25 protein-coding genes are annotated in these 23,879 nt (G+C 71.1%); 16 read left to right on the top strand and 9 right to left on the bottom strand.

Going from position 1 to position 23,879, the window contains the following annotated elements:
• Nucleotides 1-66 precede the first annotated feature (66 nt).
• The gene (locus KV205_RS20850; protein ID WP_265865997.1) at nt 67-1,458 is read right to left on the bottom strand and encodes a metallopeptidase TldD-related protein; all 1,392 of its coding nucleotides are present in this window, start codon (nt 1,456-1,458) and stop codon (nt 67-69) included.
• Nucleotides 1,455-2,987 (bottom strand): TldD/PmbA family protein, encoded by a 1,533-nt coding sequence (locus KV205_RS20845; RefSeq protein ID WP_265865996.1) that lies wholly within the window; start codon nt 2,985-2,987, stop codon nt 1,455-1,457. The genes KV205_RS20850 and KV205_RS20845 overlap by 4 nt, the downstream gene beginning before the upstream one ends.
• Nucleotides 2,988-3,173: 186 nt before the next feature.
• Between KV205_RS20845 and fabG the strand changes: the two genes are divergently transcribed.
• From fabG to KV205_RS20830, 3 genes are all read left to right on the top strand, one after another.
• The gene (fabG, locus tag KV205_RS20840; protein ID WP_265865995.1) at nt 3,174-3,890 is read left to right on the top strand and encodes a 3-oxoacyl-[acyl-carrier-protein] reductase; all 717 of its coding nucleotides are present in this window, start codon (nt 3,174-3,176) and stop codon (nt 3,888-3,890) included.
• Nucleotides 3,891-3,895: 5 nt separating this feature from the next.
• Nucleotides 3,896-4,672: an enoyl-ACP reductase FabI gene (gene fabI, locus KV205_RS20835; RefSeq protein ID WP_265865993.1), complete on the top strand. Its 777-nt coding sequence runs from the start codon at nt 3,896-3,898 to the stop codon at nt 4,670-4,672.
• 145 nt (nt 4,673-4,817) lie between these two features.
• Nucleotides 4,818-5,216, top strand: a complete 399-nt coding sequence (locus tag KV205_RS20830) for a hypothetical protein (RefSeq protein ID WP_265865992.1) — start codon at nt 4,818-4,820, stop codon at nt 5,214-5,216.
• Here the strand turns inward: KV205_RS20830 and KV205_RS20825 are convergent.
• Nucleotides 5,185-5,874, bottom strand: coding sequence for a FadR/GntR family transcriptional regulator (locus KV205_RS20825; RefSeq protein ID WP_265865991.1), 690 nt, complete (start codon nt 5,872-5,874; stop codon nt 5,185-5,187). The two genes, KV205_RS20830 and KV205_RS20825, sit on opposite strands and share 32 nt — an antisense overlap.
• 123 nt (nt 5,875-5,997) lie before the next feature.
• Between KV205_RS20825 and KV205_RS20820 the strand changes: the two genes are divergently transcribed.
• The 4 genes from KV205_RS20820 (at nt 5,998) to KV205_RS20805 (ending at nt 8,365) form a co-directional block, all read left to right on the top strand.
• Entirely contained in the window at nt 5,998-7,323 is a 1,326-nt protein-coding gene (locus KV205_RS20820; protein ID WP_265865990.1) for an MFS transporter, read from the top strand.
• Between the two features lie 17 nt (nt 7,324-7,340).
• Nucleotides 7,341-7,457, top strand: a complete 117-nt coding sequence (locus KV205_RS20815) for an SGM_5486 family transporter-associated protein (protein ID WP_265865989.1) — start codon at nt 7,341-7,343, stop codon at nt 7,455-7,457.
• Between the two features lie 147 nt (nt 7,458-7,604).
• Nucleotides 7,605-7,808: a hypothetical protein gene (locus KV205_RS20810; protein WP_265865988.1), complete on the top strand. Its 204-nt coding sequence runs from the start codon at nt 7,605-7,607 to the stop codon at nt 7,806-7,808.
• A 35-nt stretch (nt 7,809-7,843) separates the two neighbouring features.
• Nucleotides 7,844-8,365: a histidine phosphatase family protein gene (locus KV205_RS20805; RefSeq protein ID WP_265865987.1), complete on the top strand. Its 522-nt coding sequence runs from the start codon at nt 7,844-7,846 to the stop codon at nt 8,363-8,365.
• A gap of 62 nt (nt 8,366-8,427) precedes the next feature.
• On the opposite strand, the gene serB is transcribed toward KV205_RS20805, so the two are convergent.
• The gene (gene serB / locus KV205_RS20800) at nt 8,428-9,690 is read right to left on the bottom strand and encodes a phosphoserine phosphatase SerB (RefSeq protein ID WP_265865986.1); all 1,263 of its coding nucleotides are present in this window, start codon (nt 9,688-9,690) and stop codon (nt 8,428-8,430) included.
• 256 nt (nt 9,691-9,946) lie between these two features.
• Between serB and KV205_RS20795 the strand changes: the two genes are divergently transcribed.
• Complete coding sequence (locus KV205_RS20795; protein ID WP_265865985.1) at nt 9,947-12,529, top strand: FHA domain-containing protein; 2,583 nt, start codon at nt 9,947-9,949, stop codon at nt 12,527-12,529.
• An 83-nt stretch (nt 12,530-12,612) separates the two neighbouring features.
• Here KV205_RS20795 and KV205_RS20790 read toward each other — a convergent pair whose 3' ends face one another.
• Nucleotides 12,613-13,362, bottom strand: a complete 750-nt coding sequence (locus KV205_RS20790; RefSeq protein WP_265865984.1) for a transglycosylase SLT domain-containing protein — start codon at nt 13,360-13,362, stop codon at nt 12,613-12,615.
• A 590-nt stretch (nt 13,363-13,952) separates the two neighbouring features.
• On the opposite strand from KV205_RS20790, the gene KV205_RS20785 reads away from it, so the two are divergent.
• The 3 genes from KV205_RS20785 to KV205_RS20775 all read left to right on the top strand — a co-directional run bounded on the left by KV205_RS20785 (nt 13,953) and on the right by KV205_RS20775 (nt 16,144).
• A complete protein-coding gene (locus KV205_RS20785) occupies nt 13,953-15,101 on the top strand; it encodes a GAF domain-containing sensor histidine kinase (protein ID WP_265865983.1) in 1,149 nt (382 codons plus the stop codon).
• Nucleotides 15,094-15,750: a response regulator transcription factor gene (locus KV205_RS20780; RefSeq protein ID WP_265865982.1), complete on the top strand. Its 657-nt coding sequence runs from the start codon at nt 15,094-15,096 to the stop codon at nt 15,748-15,750. Before KV205_RS20785 ends, KV205_RS20780 begins: the two co-directional genes overlap by 8 nt.
• Nucleotides 15,751-15,904: 154 nt before the next feature.
• Entirely contained in the window at nt 15,905-16,144 is a 240-nt protein-coding gene (locus tag KV205_RS20775; RefSeq protein ID WP_265866250.1) for a chaplin, read from the top strand.
• Between the two features lie 360 nt (nt 16,145-16,504).
• Here the strand turns inward: KV205_RS20775 and KV205_RS20770 are convergent, their stop codons facing one another.
• Nucleotides 16,505-17,293 carry a hypothetical protein gene (locus KV205_RS20770; protein WP_265865981.1) on the bottom strand — a complete coding sequence of 263 codons (789 nt, stop codon included), beginning with the start codon at nt 17,291-17,293 and terminating at the stop codon, nt 16,505-16,507.
• A gap of 164 nt (nt 17,294-17,457) precedes the next feature.
• Here KV205_RS20770 and KV205_RS20765 point away from each other — a divergent pair, with 164 nt between their 5' ends.
• The 4 genes from KV205_RS20765 to KV205_RS20750 all read left to right on the top strand — a co-directional run bounded on the left by KV205_RS20765 (nt 17,458) and on the right by KV205_RS20750 (nt 20,717).
• Nucleotides 17,458-18,255: an ABC transporter ATP-binding protein gene (locus tag KV205_RS20765; RefSeq protein WP_265865980.1), complete on the top strand. Its 798-nt coding sequence runs from the start codon at nt 17,458-17,460 to the stop codon at nt 18,253-18,255.
• Between the two features lie 72 nt (nt 18,256-18,327).
• Nucleotides 18,328-18,756 (top strand): NfeD family protein, encoded by a 429-nt coding sequence (locus tag KV205_RS20760; RefSeq protein ID WP_265865979.1) that lies wholly within the window; start codon nt 18,328-18,330, stop codon nt 18,754-18,756.
• A gap of 108 nt (nt 18,757-18,864) precedes the next feature.
• Nucleotides 18,865-19,815: an SPFH domain-containing protein gene (locus KV205_RS20755; protein ID WP_265865978.1), complete on the top strand. Its 951-nt coding sequence runs from the start codon at nt 18,865-18,867 to the stop codon at nt 19,813-19,815.
• Nucleotides 19,816-19,943: 128 nt separating this feature from the next.
• The gene (locus tag KV205_RS20750) at nt 19,944-20,717 is read left to right on the top strand and encodes a sulfite exporter TauE/SafE family protein (protein WP_265865977.1); all 774 of its coding nucleotides are present in this window, start codon (nt 19,944-19,946) and stop codon (nt 20,715-20,717) included.
• Nucleotides 20,718-20,788: 71 nt separating this feature from the next.
• On the opposite strand, the gene KV205_RS20745 is transcribed toward KV205_RS20750, so the two are convergent.
• From KV205_RS20745 to KV205_RS20735, 3 genes are all read right to left on the bottom strand, one after another.
• Nucleotides 20,789-21,298: an HNH endonuclease gene (locus tag KV205_RS20745; protein WP_265865976.1), complete on the bottom strand. Its 510-nt coding sequence runs from the start codon at nt 21,296-21,298 to the stop codon at nt 20,789-20,791.
• Between the two features lie 160 nt (nt 21,299-21,458).
• On the bottom strand, nt 21,459-21,998 hold the full coding sequence (locus KV205_RS20740; RefSeq protein WP_265865975.1) for a YbhB/YbcL family Raf kinase inhibitor-like protein: 540 nt from the start codon (nt 21,996-21,998) through the stop codon (nt 21,459-21,461).
• 74 nt (nt 21,999-22,072) lie between these two features.
• Nucleotides 22,073-22,855 carry a sporulation protein gene (locus tag KV205_RS20735; RefSeq protein WP_265865974.1) on the bottom strand — a complete coding sequence of 261 codons (783 nt, stop codon included), beginning with the start codon at nt 22,853-22,855 and terminating at the stop codon, nt 22,073-22,075.
• An 80-nt stretch (nt 22,856-22,935) separates the two neighbouring features.
• On the opposite strand from KV205_RS20735, the gene KV205_RS20730 reads away from it, so the two are divergent.
• A complete protein-coding gene (locus tag KV205_RS20730) occupies nt 22,936-23,586 on the top strand; it encodes a DNA-3-methyladenine glycosylase (protein ID WP_265865973.1) in 651 nt (216 codons plus the stop codon).
• Nucleotides 23,587-23,879 lie beyond the last annotated feature (293 nt).

Raw genomic sequence — 23,879 nt, 5'->3', positions numbered from 1 at the left:
GTCCGTCTCCTCGTGATGCGTATACGACAGAGTTGTCCCGGCCAGTCTAGGCCGTGTCCGACCGGGTCAGACGCCCTTGCTGACCGAGCTCATGTTGAAGTCCGGCACCCGCAGGGCGGGCATCGCGGCCCGGGTGAACCAGTCGCTCCACTCGCGCGGCAGCGTCTGCTCGGTGCGGCCCGCCTCGGTGGCCCGGGACAGCAGGTCGACCGGCGACTCGTTGAACCGGAAGTTGTTCACCTCGCCGACCACCTCGCCGTTCTCGACCAGGTACACACCGTCCCGGGTGAGGCCGGTGAGCAGCAGCGTCGCCGGGTCGACCTCGCGGATGTACCAGAGGCAGGTGAGAAGGAGGCCGCGCTCGGTCGCCGCGACCATCTCCTCCAGGGACTTCTCGCCGCCGCCGTCCAGGATCAGGTTCCCGGCGGCCGGCGCCATCGGCAGCCCGGTGAGCCCCGCGGTGTGCCGGGTGGTGACCAGATGGGCCAGCTTCCCGTCCCGTACCCAGTCGACCGGACCGACCGGCAGACCGTTGTCGAAGACGGAGGAGTCGTCGCCCGAGCTGTGCGCGATCAGGAACGGCGCGGACTCCAGGCCCGGCGCGTGCGGGTCGCTGCGCAGGGACAGCGGCAGCGGCGACAGGGTCTCGCCGATCCGGGTGCCGCCGCCGGGCTTGGAGAAGACGGTGCGGCCCTCGGCCGCGTCCCGGGCCGCCGACGACCACAGCTGGTAGATCATCAGGTCGGCCACGGCGGTCGGCGGCAGCAGCGTCTCGTACCGCCCGGCCGGCAGGTCGATCCTCCGCTCCGCCCAGCCGAGCCGGGTGGCCAGCTCGGCGTCGAGCGCGGCCGGGTCGACGTCCTTGAAGTCCCGGGTCGAGCGCCCGGCCCACGCGGACCGGGTCCGGTCCGGGGACTTGGCGTTGAGCTCCAGGGTGCCGTTCGGCTGGTCGTGCCGCAGCCGGAGCCCGGTCGACGTGCCGAGGTAGCTGGAGGTCAGCTCGTGGTTGGCGAAGCCGTACAGCTCCCGGCCGCCCGCACGCGCGCGTGCGAAGGCCTCGCCGAGCGCCGGCGCGAAGGCGTCGAAGACGGCCGAGGAGGTCTCGACCGGCGCGTCGGTGAAGTCCGGCGACACCGGCACGCCCTCGATCAGCGGCTGCGCGTCCTCGGCCGGCCCGGCCGCCCGCGCCGCCTCCTCGGCCGCGCGCACCAGCGGCTCCAGGTCGTCCGCGGTCACCGCCGAACGCGACACCACACCGGAGGCCGCGCCCTGGGCGCCGTCCACGGTCGCGATCACGGTGAGGGTGCGGCCCCGGGTCACCCCGTTGGTGGTGAGCGCGTTGCCGGCCCAGCGCAGATTGGCCGAGGACTCCTCGTCGGCGATGACGACACACCCGTCGGCGCGGGACAGCTCAAGGGCCCGCTCGACGATCTCGTACGGCTTGCTGACGCGGCTCATCGACCGGCCTCCTGCGTCGTGTTGAGGATGTTCACACCCCGGAACAGGGCGGACGGGCAGCCGTGTGAGACCGCGGCGACCTGGCCCGGCTGGGCCTTGCCGCAGTTGAACGCGCCGCCGAGGACGTACGTCTGCGGGCCGCCGACCTGCTCCATGGAGCCCCAGAAGTCGGTGGTCGTCGCCTGGTACGCGACGTCCCGCAGCTGCCCCGCGAGCCGCCCGTTCTCGATGCGGAAGAAGCGCTGCCCGGTGAACTGGAAGTTGTAGCGCTGCATGTCGATCGACCAGGACCGGTCGCCGACCACGTAGATGCCGCGCTCCACCCCGCCGATCAGGTCCTCCGTGGACAGCCCGCCCGGGTCCGGCTGCAGCGACACGTTCGCCATCCGCTGCACCGGCACATGGCCGGGGGAGTCGGCGAAGGCGCAGCCGTTGGAGCGGCCGAGGCCGGTCAGCTTCGCGATCCGGCGGTCCAGCTGGTAGCCGACGAGCGTGCCGTCCTTCACCAGGTCCCAGCTCTGCCCCTCGACGCCCTCGTCGTCGTACCCGATGGTCGCCAGGCCGTGCTCGGCGGTCCGGTCACCCGTCACGTTCATGATCGAGGAGCCGTACTCCAACTTGCCCAGCTGGTCGAAGGTGGCGAAGGAGGTGCCCGCGTACGCCGCCTCGTAACCGAGCGCCCGGTCCAGCTCGGTGGCGTGGCCGATCGACTCGTGGATGGTCAGCCACAGGTTGGACGGGTCCACGACCAGGTCGTAACGCCCGGCCTCGACGCTCGGCGCGCGCATCTTCTCGGCGAGCAGCCCCGGGATCTCGTCGAGCTCCTTGTCCCAGTCCCAGCCGGTGCCCGTCAGATACTCCCAGCCCCGCCCGACCGGCGGCGCGAGCGTCCGCATCGAGTCGAACTCACCGGTCGACGCGTCCACCGCGACCGCCGTGAGCTGCGGGTGCAGCCGGACCCGCTGCTGGGTGGTGACGGTGCCCGCCGTGTCCGCGTAGAACTTGTTCTCGAAGACCGTGAGCAGCGAGGCGTCCACGTGCGCCACGCCCTCGGCCCGCAGCAGCCGCTCGCTCCACTCGGCGAGCAGCCCGCTCTTCTCCTCGGCGGAGATGGCGAAGGGGTCGATCTCGTACGAGGAGATCCACACCTTGTCGGCGTGCACCGGCTCCTCGGCCAGCTCCACCCGCTCGTCCGACCCCGCCGCCGCGATCACCTTCGCGGACAGCTTGGCCATGGCCACCGCCTGCGAGGCGACCCGCGCGGCCCCGTCCATGGTCAGGTCCACGCCGGACGCGAACCCCCACGCGCCGCCGTGCACCACCCGCACCGCGTAGCCGAGGTCGGTGGTGTCCGACGACCCCGAGGGCTTGGCGTCGCGCAGCCGCCACGCGGCGCTGCGCACCCGCTCCAGGCGGAAGTCGGCGTGCTCGGCGCCGAGCGCCCGGGCCCGCGCGAGCGCCGCGTCGGCCAGTGCCCGCAACGGAAGCCGGGTGAAGCCCTCGTCGAGGGAATGGGTCCCAGATTGCACAGCTGTCTCCTGTCGTGTGAGACCGGTCGCCCCCGATCATGTCGTGCTTTCGGCCGTGATGCCCAGAGCTTTCTGTAGGGACCCGACAGCGACACCAGGACGCCACTGTCAGGGCTCGATTCTCCGTATCGAGGAAGGGACCGATAGGTTTTCGACATACCAGACCGCTATCGAAAGGGTGATCCGTTGAGCCGCTCGGTTCTCGTCACCGGAGGCAACCGGGGCATCGGCCTCGCGATTGCCCGCGCGTTCGCCGAGGCCGGCGACAAGGTCGCGATCACGTTCCGCTCGGGCGACCCCGCGGAGCTGGAGAAGCAGGGCTTCCTCGCCGTCAAGTGCGACATCACCGACTCCGAGCAGGTGGAGCAGGCCTACAAGGAGATCGAGGAGAAGCACGGCCCGGTCGAGGTCCTCGTCGCCAACGCCGGCGTGACCAAGGACCAGCTCCTCATGCGCATGTCCGAGGAGGACTTCACGTCCGTCCTCGACACCAACCTCACCGGCACCTTCCGGGTCGTGAAGCGCGCCAACCGCGGCATGCTGCGCGCCAAGAAGGGCCGCGTCGTGCTGATCTCCTCCGTCGTCGGCCTGCTCGGCTCGGCGGGCCAGGCGAACTACGCCGCCTCGAAGGCCGGCCTGGTCGGTTTCGCGCGGTCCCTCGCCCGGGAGCTCGGCTCGCGCAACATCACCTTCAACGTCGTCGCGCCCGGTTTCGTCGACACCGACATGACCGCGGTGCTCACCGACGAGCAGCGCGCCGGCATCGTCTCCCAGGTCCCGCTGGGCCGCTACGCCCAGCCCGAGGAGATCGCCGCCGCGGTGAAGTTCCTCGCCTCGGACGACGCCTCGTACATCACTGGAGCCGTCATCCCGGTTGACGGCGGACTGGGAATGGGTCACTGAACACCATGGCTGGAATCCTCGAGGGCAAGAAGATCCTCATCACCGGTGTGCTGATGGAGTCCTCCATCGCCTTCCACGCCGCGAAGCTGGCCCAGGAGCAGGGCGCGGAGATCATCCTCACCGCCTGGCCCCGGCCGACGCTGACCGAGCGCATCGCGAAGAAGCTGCCCCACCCGGACAAGGTCAAGGTCCTGGAGCTCGACGTCTCCAACGACGAGCACCTCGCCCGCCTGGAGGGCCAGGTCCGCGAGCAGCTGGGCGACCGCCTCGACGGCATCGTCCACTCCATCGGCTTCGCCCCGCAGGACGCCCTCGGCGGCAACTTCCTCAACACGCCGTTCGAGTCCGTCGCCACAGCCATGCACGTCTCGGCCTTCTCCCTGAAGTCCCTGACCATGGCGCTGCTGCCGCTGATGACCGAGGGCGGTTCCGTCGTCGGCCTCACCTTCGACGCGCAGTTCGCCTGGCCGCAGTACGACTGGATGGGCCCGGCCAAGGCCGCCCTGGAGGCCACCAACCGTTACATGGCGCGTGACCTGGGCGAGCGGAACATCCGCTGCAACCTGATCTCCGCCGGCCCGATCGGCTCCATGGCCGCGAAGTCCATCCCGGGCTTCAGCGAGCTCGCCGCCGTCTGGGACTCCCGCTCCCCGCTGGAGTGGAAGCTGGAGGACCCGGAGCCGGCCGGCCGCGGCATCGTCGCGCTGCTCTCCGACTGGTTCCCGAAGACCACCGGCGAGATCATCCACGTGGACGGCGGTCTGCACGCGATCGGCGCCTGATCTCAAGTGACACCTGGGGCCGGGGGCCCGCCTTACCGGCGGGCCCCCGGCCCTCGTCGTTTCTCCGAGTCGAAAAGTCGGCCGACTCACCCCAGACTGGTCGGAGCGTGACATTCCGGCTACTGCATGGGGAGGAGGTACGGACATGCGCACGCCGCTCTTCCGGGCGCCCGCGCTCGTTCCGGCCGCCGCACTCCTCGCGGGTCTGGCCGGCCTCGCCGTCGCCGCCGAGGTCCGCGCCGCTCCCGCCCCCGCCGAGGACGGCACCGCGCACTCCGCCCCCGTGACCGGGGACCCCGAGAACTTCGGGGCCTCCTGCCGGACCCTCGTCCAGGGCTCGGCCGTCACCGTCCACTGCCAGAACCCCTACCCCCGCACCGACCGGGTCCGCCTCCACGTGGAGTGCGCGCGCTGGTGGGACGTGGACACCGACAGCGCCCCCGTCGAGGTCGGCCCCGCCGACTACGCCCAGGTGACCGGCCGCTGCTGGAAGGAGGTCCGGGCCGCCTGGATCACCCACGAGCCGGCGGCTCGGGGCTCCTGAGGCACATGAAGGGATAGCCGGCCGCCTCGGTCGCGGCCCGCTCGGCGTCGCCCTCGTGGATCGCCGCCACCAGGCGCGCGTGGTCCATGTGGTTCTCCGGGCGTAGCTCCGGGCCCACGTCCTCGCGCAGCCAGGTGCGCAGTACGTGCCCCAGGTCCGAGTAGAGCTCGGTCAGCACCTCGTTGTGCGAGGCCACCACGACCGCGTGGTGGAAGGCCGCGTCCGCGGTCACGAACTCCTCCGCGTCGCGCGCCGCCCAGGCCTCCTCGCGGCGGGCGAGCAGCGCGTCCAGCTGCCCCAGGTCCCGGTCGGTGCGGCGCTGCGCGGCAAGCCGGGCCGCCGAGGACTCCAGGGTGGCGCGCAGTTCGGCCACGTCGCGCGGGTCGGAGCCGGCGAACCTGCGGTGCATCACCCCGGCCAGCTCACTGGTCGCCACCACATAGGTGCCCGAGCCCTGCCGGATGTCGAGCAGCCCGTTGTGGGCGAGCGCGCGGACCGCCTCGCGCACGGTGTTACGGGCCACCCCGAGCTGTTCGACCAGCTCGGGCTCGGTCGGGATGCGGGTGCCGACCGCCCACTCGCCCGAGGTGATCTGGTTCCGCAGCTGGGCGATCACCTGGTCGGAGAGTCCGCTGCGCCGCGGATGCCCGAGGGCCATGCCACACCTTCCGTCCCTTGGTCCTGCCGTCAGTACTGCCGTCGGTCCTGACGTGGTTCTGCCGTCGGTCCTGGTTGTTCAGAACTGGACAACCAATCATCCCATGATTCTATGATGGGTCTCATGTCAGAGGAGCCGCAGACACTCGCCCCCACCAGGAAGCAACCGCACCGCAGCGCCGTCCCTGATTCTCCCGCACCTGCCGGTCCCGCCCGCTGGGTCGGCGCGCTCGTCGCTGTCGGACTCGTCCTCGCCGCGTTCAACCTGCGCCCCGCGATCACCAGCCTCGGCGCCCTCCTCGAAGAGGTCAGCGCGAGCCTCCACATGAGCGGCAGCGTGGCCGGCGTCCTCACCTCCGTGCCGCCGCTCTGCTTCGCCGTCTTCGGCATCGCCGCCCCGCGGCTCGCCCGCCGCTTCGGCCCCGCGGCCGTGGTCTGCGCCGGCATGGCCGCGATCGCCGCCGGCCTGCTGCTGCGCTCCGTCGCCGACAGCACCCCGGCCTTCCTCGCCGCCAGCGCGCTCGCCCTCATGGGCATCGCGCTCAGCAACATCCTCATGCCGGTCCTGGTCAAGCGGTACTTCCCGGACCGCGTCGGCAGCATGACCGGCCTCTACTCGATGGCCCTCGCGCTCGGCACCTCCGTGGCCGCCGCCGCGACCGTGCCGCTGACCGGCGCCCTCGGCGGCGGCTGGCGGCTCGGCCTCGGCATCTGGGCGGTCCTCGCCGCCCTCGCCGTCCTGCCCTGGATCCCGCTGATCCGCGGCCGCGCGGCCGGTACGGGCGGGGGAGGAATGGGCGCCGACCGCTTCCGTGGAAGGGGAAGCGGAAGCGGTACGGGCCGGGCGGCCGCCGTCGGGATCCCGGCCGCCCCGCGGGTCGCCCGCAGCCGCACCGCCTGGGCCCTCGCCGCCTTCTTCGGCCTCCAGGCCACCGGCGCGTACATCACCATGGGCTGGATGCCGCAGATCTTCCGCGACGCCGGCGTCCCCGCCTCCACCGCGGGCGTGCTCCTCGCCGTCACCATGGTCATGGGCGTGCCACTCGCCTTCGTCATCCCCCGCCTCGCCTCCCGGCTGCGCCACCAGGGCCCCATCGTCGTCGGCCTCGGCCTGTGCGGCCTCGCCGGCTACACCGGCCTCTATCTCGCGCCGGCCGGCGGCGCCTGGCTCTGGGCGGTCCTCCTCGGCGTCTCCAACTGCTCCTTCCCGCTCGCCCTCACCATGATCGGCATGCGCTCGCGCACCGGCGCCGGGGTCGTGAAGCTGTCCGCCTTCGCACAGAGCGTCGGCTACCTCATCTCCATCCCCGGCCCGCTCGTCGTCGGAGTCCTCTACCAGCACAGCGGCGGCTGGGGCCTGCCCGTCGCCCTCATGGGCGGCCTGATGGTCCCGCAGATGATCGTGGGCGTCCTGGCCGGCCGGGACCGCATCGTCGAGGACGAATGCTGAGATGCGAGACTGAGGGCATGCCCGTACTCGAACCGAATCCCCCCAACGGCCAGAAGGCGCTCCTCGTCATCCTCGGCGCCATGCTCGGCATCACGGCGATCATCGCCGTCATCGCGACCTTCGCCTCGCCCTGACCCCCGAGGGTGGGGACAACCCCCGCATCCCCTAGGGGGCAGGTGTCAGGGTCAAGTGGGTGGATCACCTGATGGGCCGGAGGCCGCCCGCTCCGTACGTTGGTGTCATCGCGGAAAACGCGAGGAACCCATCCCACGGAGGCGGCCATGACGGCGCGAACCCCCACCGGTGTCCGGACCCGGCAGGCCGGCGTCGACACCCGGCTGCCCTGGTGGGCACTCGCCCTCCCGGTGGCCGCGTTCGTCGCCCTCTTCCTGCTGATAGCGGGCCCGGGGGAGGCCCAGGCGGTCGGCCGTGACCCCGGCATCGCGCACATCCTGGAGCAGCTGCAGCAAACGCTCTCTCTCTGAGTCAACCCGGGCGGTTTCGTGCGAAGCTGTCCAGCATGAGCGTCGACACACCCCGCAGGATCGTGCTGCTCCGACACGCCAAGGCGGACTGGCCCCAGACCTCCGACCACGAGCGCCCGCTCGCCGAGCGCGGCCGCACCGACGCCCCCGTCGCGGGCCGCAGGCTCGCCGACACCGGCATCGGCTTCGACCTCGCCCTCTGCTCGACCGCCGTGCGCACCCGGGAGACCTGGAAGCTCGCCGTGCACGAGCTCCCCGAGCGCCCGAAGACGGTGTACGAGGACCGGCTGTACGAGGCCTCCCTCGGCGAGCTCCTCGCCGTGGTCAACGAGACCCCCGAAACCGTCGACAACCTGCTGCTCATCGGCCACAACCCGGGGATGCACGCACTCGCCGACGCCCTCTCCGGAGCGTCGGAGGGCGACGCGCTGGCCCGGATGAACCGCACCGGCTTCCCGACCTCCGCCTTCGCCGTCGTCAGCTTCAACGGCTCCTGGAAGTCGGTCGAGCACGGCATGGCGGGCACCCTGGTCGAGTTCTGGACCCCGCACGACTGAGTCGTACGTGAAGGGGCCCGGCCGTCCTGCGACGCCCGGGCCCCTTCGCGTACGGACAAGGATCAGTGCGGCAGGTCCTCGGCGCCGTCGTCCGCCGCCTCGACCTCCTCGCGCGTGATGCCGAGCAGATAGAGCACGGTGTCCAGGAAGGGCACGTTCACCGCGGTGTGCGCGGCCCGCCGCACCACCGGCTTCGCGTTGAACGCCACGCCCAGACCGGCCGCGTTCAGCATGTCCAGGTCGTTCGCGCCGTCGCCGATCGCCACCGTCTGCGCCAGCGGCACCCCGGCCTCCGCGGCGAAGCGGCGCAGCAGCCGCGCCTTGCCCGCCCGGTCGACGATCTCCCCGGTGACCCGGCCGGTCAGCTTCCCGTCGACGATCTCCAGGGTGTTCGCCTGGGCGAAGTCCAGACCGAGCCGCTCCTTCAGGTCGTCCGTGACCTGCGTGAAGCCGCCGGACACCACACCCACCTGGTAGCCGAGCCGCTTGAGCGTACGGATCAGGGTGCGGGCGCCGGGCGTCATCCGTACCTCGGACCGCACCTTGTCCACCACGGACGCGTCCAGACCCGCGAGCAGCTTCACCCGCGCGTGCAGCGACTGCTCGAAGTCCAGCTCGCCGCGCATCGCGGCCGCCGTCACCTCGGCGACCTCGTCCTCGCAGCCGGCGTGCGCCGCGAACAGCTCGATGACCTCGTCCTGGATCAGCGTCGAGTCGACGTCCATCACGACGAGCCGCTGCGCCCGGCGGTGCAGCCCGGCGGACACCACGGCCACGTCCACGCCGATCGAGTGCGCCTCGGTCGCGAGCGCGGTCCGCAGCTCCTCGGTGCCGCAGCCGGAGACGGCGAACTCGACCGCCGTCACCGGGTACTTGGCGAGGCGGAAGATCCGGTCGATGTTTCCGCCGGTCTCCGCGATCCTGGCCGCTATGGCCGCCGTCTGCTCGGCGGTCAGCGGGTGCCCGAGCACGGTGACGTGCGAGCGGCCCTCGCCGCGCGGACGGTTGTCACCGGTGCCCGAGATGATCTCGGCCTGCAGCTTCAGGGACTCGGCCCAGCTGTGCACGGTCGCCCGCAGCTCGCCCTGCGTGGCGACGGTCGGCTCGGTGACCAGCGCGCACAGCACGAGCCGGCCGCGGGACACCACCTGCTCGATGTCCACGACGTCGACGGAGTAGGCGGCGAGGGTGTCGAAGAGTCCGGCGGTGATCCCGGGACGGTCCTTCCCGAAGATCTTGACGAGGAGAGTCGGCACGTCCGAGGCGGGAACGCCCGGGGCGGGAACGGCCGAGGCGGAAGCGTCTGGGGTCTGCGATGCGCTCATGGTACGTCCACCGTATCGGGCACCCGGTGCCACCAGACCCCCCGTCCCGCCTGCCGGACACCCGAGTGGCCGCGGGCTTGCGTCCGGCTGCGCCGGGTGATCCGCGTCGGACGACCCCGCGACCGGTGATCTCGGGCTCATGCGCAAGCTCTTCACGCGGCCCGACTTTCGGATACGGGCCGGGGCCTGAAATAGTTCCCCCGGATGTTCACCATCCCTGGGCTCCCGAAGACGGGGGTGCATCGGGGGACAAGTAGTGGGGCATGGAGTGCCAGAACTCGTACTGGAATTGAATGGAAGGACCTGGACCCTCGATCCGTCCAGGTCGTACACCCTGGGCCGCGATCCCCAGGGCGACCTGGTGATCGACGATGCCAGGGTCTCGTGGCGACACGCCACCATCAGCTGGGGCGGCCGGAGTTGGGTCATCGAGGACCACGGCTCCACCAACGGCACCTTCGTGCAGGGGCAGCGGATCCACCAGGTGGAGATCGGCCCCGGCTCTGCCGTCCACCTCGGCAACGCCACCGACGGCCCGCGGCTGAACCTGGCCGCCACCGGCGCGCCGGCCCAGCAGCAAATGCAGCAGCAGGTGCCGTACCAGCAGGCGCCGCAGGTGCAGCAGCCCGCCCACCAGGGCGTGCATCAGGAGGTCACCCACCAGGCCCCGCCGCAGCACCAGCAGCCGGCGCAGCAGCAGGGCTGGCCGCAGCAGCCCCAGCAGCACCAGGGCCAGGCCGCGCCGCAGGTTCCGCACCAGCAGCCGCCGGCCCAGCAGGGCGGGTACCCGCAGGGCGGCGCGCCGGCGCATGGCGGCGACCACCGCAACCCCACGACCTTCTACCAGCTGAACCTCGGCCGGGAGATGAGCATCGGTCGTGCGCTGGAGAACGACCTGGTCGTCTCCGACCTCCAGGTGTCCCGTCAGCACGCCACGTTCCACGCGCTGCCGGACGGCCGCTTCGAGATCCGCGACCTCGGCTCGCACAACGGCACGTACGTCAACGGTCAGCCGATCGCCAAGGGCGGCTCCGTCCTCATCGGCCCCAACGACGTCGTCGGCGTCGGCCACTCGACGTTCCGGATCGTCGGCAACCAGCTCGAGGAGTTCGTCGACACCGGCGACGTCTCCTTCTCGGCCCGTCACCTCACGGTGACCGTCGACGGCGGCAAGCAGATCCTCAAGGACGTCACCTTCGGCGTCCCGGAGAAGTCGCTCATCGGCGTCATCGGCCCCTCCGGCTCCGGCAAGTCGACCCTCCTCAAGGCGCTCACCGGCTACCGGCCCGCCGACCAGGGTGACGTCCTCTACGACAACCGCAGCCTGTACAAGCAGTTCGCCGAGCTGCGCCAGCGCATCGGTCTGGTCCCGCAGGACGACATCCTGCACAAGGAGCTGACCGTCCAGAAGGCGCTCAAGTACGCGGCCAAGCTCCGCTTCCCCGGCGACACCGCCGAGTCCGAGCGCGAGGCCCGGATCGACGAGGTGCTGCGCGAGCTCAAGCTCGACATCCACCGCGAGAAGAAGGTCACCTCCCTCTCCGGTGGCCAGCGCAAGCGCGTGTCCGTCGCCCTGGAGCTCCTCACCAAGCCGTCGCTGATCTTCCTGGACGAGCCGACCTCCGGCCTCGACCCGGGCATGGACCGCGACGTCATGCAGCTGCTGCGCGGCCTCGCCGACGACGGCCGCACGGTGCTGGTGGTCACCCACTCGGTGGCCGAGCTCGCCCTGTGCGACAAGCTGCTCGTGATGGCGCCGGGCGGCTCGGTGGCCTACTTCGGTCCGCCGGACGAGGCGCTGAACTTCTTCGGCTACTCCACCTGGGCCGATGTCTTCTCCGCGTTCGAGAACTACCGCGACTACGACTGGGCGGGCCGCTGGAAGGGCTCGCAGCACTACCAGATGTACGCGGCCGAGATCGACGCCGTCGCCGCCCAGCCGGTGCAGATGCCGCAGCAGGCGCAGCAGGCGATGACCAAGCCGCCCAAGCCGCAGGGCTGGGGCTCACAGCTGTGGACGCTGATCCGCCGCTATGTCTCGGTGATCGTCTCCGACAAGGGCTTCCTCGCCCTCATGGTGATCCTGCCGGCCGTCATCGGCTCGGTCTCTGTGGTCATCCCCGCCGACTTCGGCCTGGCCCCGCCCAAGCCGCCGTCCCGGTTCAACGGCGACGCCGGCATCATCATGCTGATCCTCGCGGTCGGCATGTGCTTCTCCGGCGCCGCGAACTCGGTCCGCGAGCTGATCAAGGAACGGGTCATCTACGAGCGGGAGCGCGCCACCGGCCTGTCCCGTTCGGCGTACCTGATGTCCAAGGTGATCGTCCTCGGCGTCATCACGGCCTTCCAGGGCGTCATCCTCTGCGCCATCGGCTTCGCGATCCGCGACCTGCCCGCCGAGGGCCTGATCATGCCGCCGGCCGTCGAGCTCTGCCTCGTGGTCATCGCGCTCGGCCTCACCTCGATGATGGTGGGCCTGGTCATCTCCGCGCTGGTGAAGACCGCCGAGAAGACCATGCCGCTGCTCGTCATGTTCGCCATCGTCCAGGTGGTCTTCACCGGCATCCTGTTCAAGGTCTACGGCTCGCCCGGCCTGGAGCAGTTCGCCTGGCTGATGCCGTCCCGCTGGGCCATCGCCGGCTCCGGCACCACCCTGGACCTCGCGCACCTGATGGCGCCGTGGGACCCGAAGAACCCGACCGACCTGGACCCGCTGTGGGAGCACAGCGCCGGGCAGTGGTTCTTCAACGTCGGCGTGCTGCTGTTCATGACCACGGTGCTCGGCATCCTGGTCGCGCGACTGCTGCGCCGCCACGAGCCGGAGGTCATGCGGAAGTAGCCGCACCCCGGTCAGTACGGCGAACGCGCCGAAGGGCGGCACCCCGCACAGGGGGTGCCGCCCTTCGCCGTATCCGTACCGGCTCAGTACGCGCTGTTGACGTTGTCGATGGTGCCGTAGCGGTCGGCCGCGTAGTTGCAGGCGGCGACGATGTTGGCGACCGGGTCGTACTGGTCGAACTTGGTGCCGGGGATGTGGTACGCCTTGAAGGTCGGGTAGATCACCTGGAGCAGGCCCTTGGACGGGACGCCGTTGATGGCGTTGATGTCCCAGTTGTTGATCGCGTACGGGTTGCCGCTGGACTCGCGCATCACGTTCTTGTAGATGCCGTTGTAGGTGCCCGGAATGTTGTGCTTGTCCATGATGAACAGCGCCTCGCGGATCCAGCCGTCGAGGTTGTTCGCGAAGACGGGCGTGCGGGCGGCGGAGCGGCTCGCGGCGGCCTTGGCGGCGGCGCGCTTCTTCGCCTCGGCCTTCGCCTTGGCGGCGGCAGCGGCCTTGGCCTTCGCGGCGGCGTCGGCCTTCGCCTTGGCGGCGGCCTGAGCGGCGGCCTTGGCCTTGAGGTCGGCCTCCTGCTTCGCCTTGAGGGTGAAGGCGGAGGACTGCTGGTCCAGGCTGGCGGCCAGCGCCTTGGCCTGCGGGCTGGAGGCGTCGTACGACCAGGCGACCTGCTGGGTGTTCGCGAGGGCCTGGGGCTCGGTCTCGGTCGAGCCGCCGCCGCCCTGGAGGAGGGAGAGGCCGAGCGCCGCGGCGCTGAGGGTGGCGACGCCGGCGATCGCGGCCTTGTGGGTCTTCTTCAGACCACGACTGTGGCCAAGGTTGTTCGCAGACATGCAGGACTACCTCTTCGAATCGCTGGGGGTCGCTCAGGCCGGGGCGGCGCTGCGCCATGCTCGGCGGCGACGGACGCAATTCTTAGCGGCAGCAAAATCCGCTGGCAAAGGTGTGACCTACGATCCGGGGTAGTGGATCAGGGCCCCGGCCGGACGCCCTCCGGACCGGTTTGCGACCAGTTCTGACGGCCCTGATCCCGCCTTTATCCGTCCACTAGGGACATTCGTAAGTGACCTGGGTCCTATGCGCGGGCTCACATCGACCACGTAACAACCTCACCGCGCGTTGCGTGAGCAATGCGCACAGTGACCCCCCTCCACCCTCAGCAGGAGAAGCCCCCCACCACCCCCTCCCAGAGTCGGACCCGGGACCGCCCCCAGGGACCCACACAGCCCACGCGCCCCGCACGGCGGCCCTCGACACCGCGCCCGCGGGTACGCCCGCACGCGCGCGTGGTCCCCTTTCAGTCCGGCGCCCCCGCCCGTACCCCGGCCACGCCACCGGTCGCCCGACCTAGGTCCCGGGTCCCGGGCCGTCGCCGTCCACGGGTGGATACGGACTGTCACATCCCGCCGGTACGGTGGAACACATGAGCCACCGTCCGAGCTCCGGCCTCGCCGCCGTGAGCAGCGCCCTCCTGGCGATGAACCGCCAGATGGAGGTCCGCGACGTCCTCAAGACGATCGTCGTCTCCGCGCGCGAGCTCCTCGACGCCGAGTACGCGGCGCTCGGCGTCCCCGACGACCACGGCGGCTTCGCCCAGTTCGTCGTGGACGGCGTCAGCGACGCCCAGTGGCGCGCCATCGGCCCGCTGCCCCGGCAGCACGGCATCCTCGCGGCCATGCTCCACAAGGCCGAGCCCGAGCGGCTGGCCGACGTCCGCAGGGACCCCCGCTTCGAGGGCTGGCCCGACGCCCACCCCGAGATGTCCGACTTCATCGGCCTCCCGGTCCGCGACGGCGACGAGACCCTCGCCGCCCTCTTCCTCGCCAACAAGCGCTGCCCCAAGCCCGACGGCTCCTGCGGCTTCACCGCCCAGGACGAGGAGCTCCTCACCCTCCTCGCCCAGCACGCCGCCATCGCCCTCACCAACGCCCGGCTGTACGAGCGCAGCCGCGAGCTCACCATCGCCGAGGAGCGCTCCCGGCTCGCCCACGAGCTGCACGACGCCGTCAGCCAGAAGCTCTTCTCCCTCCGGCTCACCGCCCAGGCCGCCGCCGCCCTCGTCGACCGCGACCCCGCCCGCGCCAAGGGCGAGCTCCAGCAGGTCGCCGCGCTCGCCGCCGAGGCCGCCGACGAGCTGCGCGCCGCCGTCGTGGAGCTGCGCCCCGCCGCCCTCGACGAGGACGGCCTCGCGCACACCCTGCGCACCCAGATCCAGGTCCTCGACCGCGCCCACACGGCCCGCGTCACCTTCGACGGCACCGGCGTCCGCGCATTGCCCGCCGCCCAGGAGGAGGCGCTGCTCCGGGTCGCCCAGGAAGCCCTGCACAACGCGCTGCGCCACTCCGGCGCCGATCGCGTCACCGTCGCCCTCACCCGCAGCGGCCCCGGCGGCGCCCGGCTCACCGTCACCGACGACGGCAAGGGCTTCGAGCCGTCGACCGTGCGCAGCGCCGGCCGCCACCTCGGCCTGGTCTCCATGCGCGACCGCGCCGCGGGCGTCGGCGGCGCCCTCACCGTGACATCGGCCCCCGGACGGGGCACCGTGATCGAGATGGAGGTCCCCGGTGGCTGACAAGGTCATCCGCGTGCTCCTGGTCGACGACCACCAGGTCGTCCGCCGCGGCCTGCGCACCTTCCTGGAGGTCCAGGAGGACATAGAGGTCGTGGGGGAGGCCTCCGACGGCGCCGAGGGCGTGGCGCGCGCCGAGGAACTGCGCCCGGACGTCGTCCTCATGGACGTGAAGATGCCGGGCACCGACGGCATCGAGGCGCTGCGCAAACTGCGCGAGCTGGCGAACCCGGCCCGGGTCCTGGTCGTCACCAGCTTCACCGAGCAGCGCACGGTGGTGCCCGCGCTGCGCGCCGGCGCGAGTGGATACGTCTACAAGGACATCGACCCCGACGCCCTCGCCGGCGCCATCCGCTCCGTCCACGCCGGGCACGTGCTGCTCCAGCACGAGGTCGCCGACGCGCTCCTCAGCCAGGACGAGCAGGGCGGCGGTCCGGGCGGCGGCTCGGGCCGCGGCTCCACGCTGACCGAGCGGGAGCGGGAGGTCCTCGGCCTGATCGCCGACGGCCGCTCCAACCGGGAGATCGCCCGCGCGCTGGTCCTCTCCGAGAAGACGGTGAAGACCCACGTCTCGAACATCCTGATGAAGCTGGACCTCGCCGACCGGACGCAGGCCGCGCTCTGGGCCGTACGGCACGGGCTGACGTCGTAGCGGGGGCGGGGCCCCGGGCCGGGGGCACGGCCGTTCCCCTCTTCATACAGTCGGGTGTATGTCCCCCACATGGCGCAACCCGGCGGGGCCGGCGGCGTTCTTCATGGCGTGCCGCGGCGGACCGGTCGCGGCGATGACCAGGAGGAAACCTCTCGTGAACAAGCTCAAGAAGGCCGCTGCCCTCACCATGGTCGCCGGTGGCATCGTCGCCGCTGGTGCCGGTGTCGCCTCCGCGAACGCGGGCGCCCAGGGCGAGGCCGTCCACTCCCCGGGCGTCGCCTCCGGCAACCTGGTGCAGGTCCCGGTCCACGTCCCGGTGAACGTCTCCGGCAACACGGTCAACGTGATCGGCCTGCTCAACCCGGCCTTCGGCAACGGCGCCGTCAACCACTGACCCCCCGCCCCGCCTCCGGCCCCCGGACGATCCCCCGGGGGCCGGAGGCGCCCCTCCCACTCGACGCGAGGTCGCCCCGCTGCGCCGGCCTCCGGCCGTCGGTCGTGGCCCTGGGCAGCCCGGCCCCCCACGGGGGTCTAGAACCCCCGTTCCCGTTCCTGTTCCTCTACGTACGCGTTGTACGCGGCGACCTGCGCCCTCCGCGCCACCCGCTCCACCGGCCGCAGCGCAGCTCCCCGCGCCGCCAGCCCCTCCTTCTCGGTGCGCGGCTCGCGCCGCTCGGCGCCGGGGGCGCCTCCCGGGCTTCGCCCCGCTGCGCCGGCCTCCGGCCGTCGGCTGTGGGCTCGGGCCCACGGGGGTCTAGAACCCCCGCTCCCGTTCCTGTTCCTCTACGTACGCGTTGTACGCGGCGACCTGCGCCCTCCGCGCGACCCGCTCCACCGGCCGCAGCGCAGCTCCCCGCGCCGCCATTTCGCCCGCGGTCACCGCGCCGCCGTGGCCGTCGTACGCCAGGTCGACCAGGAGGCCGATGCGCTGGGCCAGCTCCAGGACCCGTACCGCGCGAGGCGGGTAGCCGGGGGCCAGGACCTCGCGGCCGGCCTCCGCGCGGGCGCGGTAGGCGTCGCGGGCGGCTTCCGCCGCCGGGCCCGCGGCCGCCACGTCCAGCCGGGTCAGCACCGTCGTCGCCTCCCGGAGGGCCTCCGCGAGCTCCCGCTCCGCCTCGCCGAGCGACGGCACGTCCGCCGGCGGCGCCTCCCGCACCGGAAGGCAGTGCCAGACCACCTCCACGTGCACGTCACCCACCGGGCCCGCCTCCGACACCTCCGGCACCAGACCGTACGGCGCGCCGAAACCGACCACCGCCTCCTCCGCGTCCAGCGCCCGCGTGTTGAACTCCGGCGGACCGCTCAGCCCCAGCGGATGCCCCGGCGCCGGCAGCGCCACCCGCCACCCGGTCACCCCGAGCCGCCGCAGCCGCCCCAGCGCGAGCGTCAGACCGACCGGCCCCGCCTCACCCGGCAGCCCCTCCACGCGGTGCACCGCGTCCTCACCGACAATGGCCTGCGCCGCATCGTCCGGCGACACCGCACCGGCCAGCAGGGCATTGCCCCAAGCGGCCAGCCGTCCTGAGCGTGGTTCCGAAAGCATGCCCCCAGCCTAGGGACTCGAACGCGCCCCCAAGACGCAAAGCCGCCCCTTAGCAAGCCCTAGAGACCGGCCCGGCCACCCGGTGGCGTAGGTTTTCCCTGGACGCCGCGCCCACACCCGCACGGCGGTGACACGACTCGACCGCAAGGGGAGACAACGCGCTCATGAGCGATGTACTGGAGCTGGTGGACGTATCGGTGGTCCGCGACGGACGCGCTCTGGTGGACGAGGTCTCCTGGTCGGTCAAGGAGGGCGAGCGCTGGGTCATCCTCGGCCCCAACGGCGCGGGCAAGACCACCCTCCTCAACGTCGCCTCCAGCTACCTCTTCCCCACCAAGGGCAGCGCCACCGTCCTCGGCGAGCGCCTCGGCGGCGTCGGCACCGACGTGTTCGAGCTCCGCCCCCGCATCGGCGTGGCCGGCATCGCCATGGCCGAGAAGCTGCCCAAGCGCCAGACCGTCCTCCAGACCGTCCTCACCGCCGCCTACGGCATGACCGCCACCTGGCACGAGGACTACGACCCGGTCGACGAGGAGCGCGCCAAGGCCTTCCTCGACCGCCTCGGCATGAGCGACTACCTCGACCGCCGCTTCGGCACCCTCTCCGAGGGCGAGCGCAAGCGCACCCTCATCGCCCGCGCGATGATGACCGACCCCGAACTGCTGCTCCTCGACGAGCCCGCCGCCGGCCTCGACCTCGGCGGCCGCGAGGACCTCGTCCGCCGTCTCGGCCGCCTCGCCCGCGACCCGTACGCGCCCTCCATGATCATGGTGACCCACCACGTCGAGGAGATCGCCCCCGGCTTCACCCACGTCCTGATGATCCGTCAGGGCAAGGTCCTCGCCGCCGGCCCCATGGAGACCGAGCTCACCTCCCGCAACCTCTCCCGCTGCTTCGGCCTCCCGCTCGTCGTCGAGCACGTCGGCGACCGCTACACCGCGCAGGGCCTCCCCCTCAAGTAGCCCCGCACGGCGCCGAGTCCGCACAGCTACGGCGCCCTGTCACACCGGACCCCACCGCCCTACCATGACCATGTGGACATCGACGCATGGATCTGGTGGCTGATCGGCGCGGTGGGGCTCGGCATTCCCCTCGTCCTCACCGCGATGCCCGAGTTCGGCATGCTCGCCGTCGGCGCGGTCGCCGGCGCCGTCACCGCCGCCCTCGGCTTCGGCATCGTCGCCCAAGTGGTCGTCTTCGCCGTGGTCTCCGTCGCCCTCATCGCCGTGGTGCGCCCCGTCGCCGCCCGGCACCGCGACGGCCGCCCCGGACTCGCCACCGGAGTCGACGCCCTGAAAGGCCGGCAGGCCGTCGTCCTGGAACGGGTGGACGGCCAGGGCGGCCGCATCAAGCTGGCCGGCGAGGTCTGGTCAGCCCGCACCCTCGACACCGGGCAAAGCTTCGAACCCGGCGAACAGGTCGACGTCGTCGACATCGACGGGGCGACCGCCGTCGTGATGTGACCGAACCTCGCCCATGACCCCCCACGGTCTGGGAAACTCGATCATCGAGATCAACATCGAGATCAGCATCTGGTCATCAACCCGGCAGCGAAGGGCACAGGGAGCGCGATGTCAGCAGTCATCATCGTCCTGATCATTCTGGTGGTGCTTGTCTTCATCGCCCTGATCAAAACGATCCAGGTCATCCCCCAGGCGAGCGCCGCCATCGTCGAGCGCTTCGGCCGCTACACCCGCACGCTCAACGCCGGCCTCAACATCGTGGTCCCGTTCATCGACCGCATCCGCAACCGCATCGACCTCCGCGAACAGGTCGTGCCGTTCCCGCCGCAGCCGGTGATCACCCAGGACAACCTGGTCGTCAACATCGACACCGTCATCTACTACCAGGTGACCGACGCCCGGGCCGCCACCTACGAGGTCGCCAGCTACATCCAGGCCATCGAGCAGCTCACCGTCACCACCCTCCGCAACATCATCGGCGGCATGGACCTGGAGCGGACCCTCACCTCCCGCGAGGAGATCAACGCCGCGCTCCGCGGCGTCCTCGACGAGGCCACCGGCAAGTGGGGCATCCGCGTCAACCGCGTCGAGCTCAAGGCCATCGAACCGCCCACCTCCATCCAGGACTCGATGGAGAAGCAGATGCGCGCCGACCGCGACAAGCGCGCCGCGATCCTCACCGCCGAGGGCATCCGCCAGTCCCAGATCCTCACCGCCGAGGGCGAGAAGCAGTCCGCCATCCTCCGCGCCGAGGGCGAGGCCAAGGCCGCCGCCCTCAAGGCCGAGGGCGAGGCCCAGGCCGTCCGCACGGTCTTCGAGGCCATCCACGCCGGCGACCCCGACCAGAAGCTGCTCTCCTACCAGTACCTCCAGATGCTCCCGAAGATCGCCGAGGGCGACGCCAACAAGCTCTGGATCGTGCCCAGCGAGATCGGCGACGCCCTCAAGGGCCTCTCCGGCGCCTTCGGCAACGTCGCCCCGGGCGTCCCCGGCTTCAACACCAAGAACGCCCCGACCGCGGACATCCCCGCCCGCCGCGAGGAACCGCCGGTCGACTGAGCGCGGTCGACCGCACCCCGATTGACTGACACGTACACGTAATCTCGAAAACTCGGGCATGATCGGCGCGAGCCCCTCGATCCCGCCGCACGCGGGACGGGGAGGCGACTCACCGAACCCGTTAGGAGATGGCGTTGTCCATCTGGGAAATGCTCGCGGTCTTCGCCGCCGGCACCGCCGCCGGAGCCATCAACACCGTCGTCGGATCGGGAACGCTGATCACGTTCCCGGTCCTGCTCGCCACCGGCCTCCCGCCGATCACCGCGAACGTGTCCAACACCCTCGGCCTGGTCTCCGGATCCATCAGCGGCGCCATCGGCTACCGCAGCGAACTCAAGGGCCAGAAAGCCCGCGTCCTGCGCCTCGGCACCACCGCCCTGCTCGGCGGACTCGTCGGCGCGATCCTGCTTCTCGCCCTGCCCTCCGAGGCCTTCGACGCGATCGTCCCCGTCCTCATCGGCATCGCCCTGATCCTCGTCCTCTTCCAGCCCCGCATCGCCGCCGCCGTCCGGCGCCGCCGCGAGGCCAAGGGCACCGAGGCCCACCCCCACGGCGGCGCCGCACTCATCGTCGGACTCTTCCTCGCCAGCATCTACGGCGGCTACTTCGGCGCCGCCCAGGGCGTCCTCTACATCTCCCTCATGGGCCTGCTGCTCACCGACAGCCTCCAGCGCATCAACGCCGTCAAGAACATCCTCGGCGCCGTCGTCAACGGAGTCGCCGCCGTCTTCTTCCTCTTCGTCGCCGACTTCGACTGGACCGCCGTCCTCCTCATCGCCGTCGGCTCCACCATCGGCGGCCAGATCGGCGCCAAGGTCGGCCGCCGCCTCTCGCCCACCGTCCTGCGCGGCGTCATCATCGCCGTCGGCATCGTCGCCATCCTCCAACTCACCCTGAAGTAGGCAGGGAACGCGGCAGGGCCCGCCCCGACCGGGGCGGGCCCACACCACGACGAGAAGGACGACGAGAAGAGTTACGCGGCGGCCTGCGCGGCCAGCCAGTCCGGCAGCGCCGAACGCTCCGCCGCCCGCAGCGCGAACAGCATCGCGTCCGCCGGCGTCGGCTCGAACGGCTGGTGCAGCAGCGGCATCCCCGCCTGCTCCGGAGTCCGGTCCGCCTTGCGGTGGTTGTCCTCCGCGCAGGACGCCACCGTGTTCAGCCAGCTGTCCCCACCACCCTGCGCCCGCGGCACCACGTGGTCCACCGTCGTGGCCCGCCGCCCGCAGTACGCGCACCGGTGCTGGTCCCGCACCAGCACACCCCGCCTCGACCACGGAGCCTGTCTTCGGAAGGGCACCCGGACATACCTGCACAGCCTGATCACCCGCGGCACCGGCATGTCCACGGCGGCCGCACGGACCCGAAGACCGGGGTGTTCCTGCTCCACGACGGCCTTGTCCTGCAGGACAAGCACCACCGCACGGTTGAGTGTGACCGTCGAAAGCGGCTCGAAGCTCGCGTTCAGTACCAGCGTGTCCCGCATGTTGCCCACCTCCCGTGTGCCGGCCCACCCCCGTGGCGGGCTTGGATCAACTCTGGCCGGGCGCGCCGGGTAGGACAACGCAATATCCGCGTAAAGAAAGATGCCCGCTTCTGATCTCTCCAAGACCAGAAGCGGGCAAACAACAGACGAACGGTGAGCCTTACGCGGGGTTCTCGTACTCCGCCACCAGCTGGGCACGCCCCAGCGTGTGGAACCGCAGATTGAAACCGACCGCCGCCGGCGAGGTGTCCGCGTCCGGACCCAGCTTCTCCTGGTCCACCGCGTACACCGTGAAGACATAACGGTGCGGCCCGTCGCCCTTCGGCGGAGCGGACCCGCCGAAGTCCTTCGACCCGTAGTCGTTACGGGCGTGCACGGCACCCGCCGGCAGCCCCGCGAACGACCCCGCGCTCGAACCCGCACCCGCCGGCAGCTCCGTCACCGACGCCGGGATGTCGAACAGCACCCAGTGCCAGAACCCGCTGCCGGTCGGCGCGTCCGGATCGAAGCACGTCACGGCGAAGCTCTTCGTCTCCGCCGGGAAACCCTCCCACCGCAGATGCGGCGAGGTGTTCCCCTTCGCGTACACCTGCGCGTCCGGCACCACACCACCGTCCTGCAGGTCGTCGCTCACCACGGTGAACGCCGCCACCGGCGGGTGGAAGTCATGGGGGAGCGGTGCCCGCTTGCCCTCGGCCACGTCTGAACCTCCGTATCGCTGACCGGTCGGACCGGTCGGACCGGCCCTACGGGGACCGAGCCTAGATCCCGTTCCTAGAACCAGTTGCGACGCCCGCCGACCTCGGCGAGCCACTGGTTCAGGTACGCCGCCCAGTCGGTCGTGTGGAAGTCGTGCAGCCCCACCGTGAACGAGCGGTACGAGTCGCTGCCCTCCACGAACAGACCCGGCTTCTTGTCCATCTCCAGGACGACGTCCATCTCGCGCTCGTCCGCGACGAAGCTGACCTCGACCTGGTTCAGACCCCGGTACTGCTGCGGCGCGAAGAACTCGATCTCCTGGTAGAACGGCAGCCGCTGCCGCGTCCCCCGGATGTGCCCGCGCTCCATGTCCGCGTTCTTGAAGCGGAAGCCCAGCTGGATGAAGGCGTCCAGGATCGCCTGCTGCGCCGGCAGCGGGTGCACGTTGATCGGGTCCAGGTCACCGGAGTCCACCGCACGGGCGATCTCCAGCTCCGTCGTCACCCCGATGTGCATACCGCGCAGCTGCTGCCCGGCGATCGCGGTGACCGGCGTCTCCCACGGGATCTCCAGACCGAACGGCACCACGTGCACCGCCCCGGCCTGCACCTCGAAGGCCCCACCCAGGCGCACCTTCACGAACTCGATGTCCTGTTTGTACTCCTGGTCGTTGCCCTCGACCTCGACCCGCGCCTGCAGGCCGACCGAGAGCCCCTCGATCTGCTGGGCGACCGAACCGCCCTGGATCCGCACCTCACCCTGCACGACACCGCCGGGGACCACGTTCTCCTCGGTGAGCACGGTCTCCACGGACGCCCCACCGGCACCCAGGCTCGCGAGCAGCTTCTTGAACCCCATGTCCTGCGTCCTCTCCTAAGAAGGTCTGACCCCTACATACGCGCAACGAAGGTAGCCGGTTCCCCGTACCCTCGGACGCCATGAGCGAGAGCCCCGACCGTACGCCGCTCCCGCGGAGCTTCTTCGACCGCCCCGTCCTGGAGGTCGCCCCCGATCTCCTGGGCCGCACGCTGGTACGCAACTCCCCGGACGGCCGCATCGAGCTCCGCCTCACCGAGGTGGAGGCGTACGCCGGCGCGATCGACCCCGGCTCCCACGCCTTCCGCGGCCGCACGGCGCGGAACGCCGTCATGTTCGGCCCGCCCGGACACGCGTACGTCTACTTCACCTACGGCATGTGGCACTGCCTCAACCTGGTCTGCGGCCCCGAGGGCGAGGCGAGCGGAGTACTGCTCCGAGCGGGTGAAATCCTGACCGGCGCCGAACAGGCCCGGAAGCGACGCCTTTCGGCCCGTTACGACTCCGAGCTCGCGAAGGGCCCGGCCCGCCTGGCCACCGCCCTCGACGTCGCCCGCACCCTCAACGGCACCGACGCCTGCGCCGGCCCCGACTCCCCGCTCACCGTCCTCACCGGCACCCCACCCACCCCTGACCTGGTCCGCAACGGCCCCCGTACCGGTGTCGGCGGCGACGGCGCCCCGCACCCCTGGCGCTTCTGGATCGACGGCGACCACACGGTCAGCCCCTACCGGGCCCACGCGCCGCGCAAGCGCCGCCCTGAGTCGCCTTGACTCGGGCGCCACAGATGCGTAATGTGGCCCGAGCCGCTTGAGACGGGAAGTGCTCACTGAAGCCTCTCGGAAGCGGCCATCCACTCCTTACAACGATCTCCCACCGGGGCTCATTTCGGCGTGCCGAAATTTGTTTCGAAAGGCTCGATTATGAGTCGCCAGGGAAATCCGCTAACGTAGTGGACACGCCGGAAGGCCTCGAAAACGAAAGTAATCGGGACCGGAAAGCACCGAGGAAATCGGATCGGAAAGATCTGATAGAGTCGGAAACGAAGGAAGCGCCCGGAGGAAAG

Origin of the sequence: Streptomyces sp. SKN60 (assembly GCF_026236535.1) — a bacterium.
In the GTDB taxonomy this organism is placed as follows: domain Bacteria; phylum Actinomycetota; class Actinomycetes; order Streptomycetales; family Streptomycetaceae; genus Streptomyces.
Note: the sequence above shows the minus strand (reverse complement) of the source record. Positions and strands in the feature narration are given on the sequence as shown.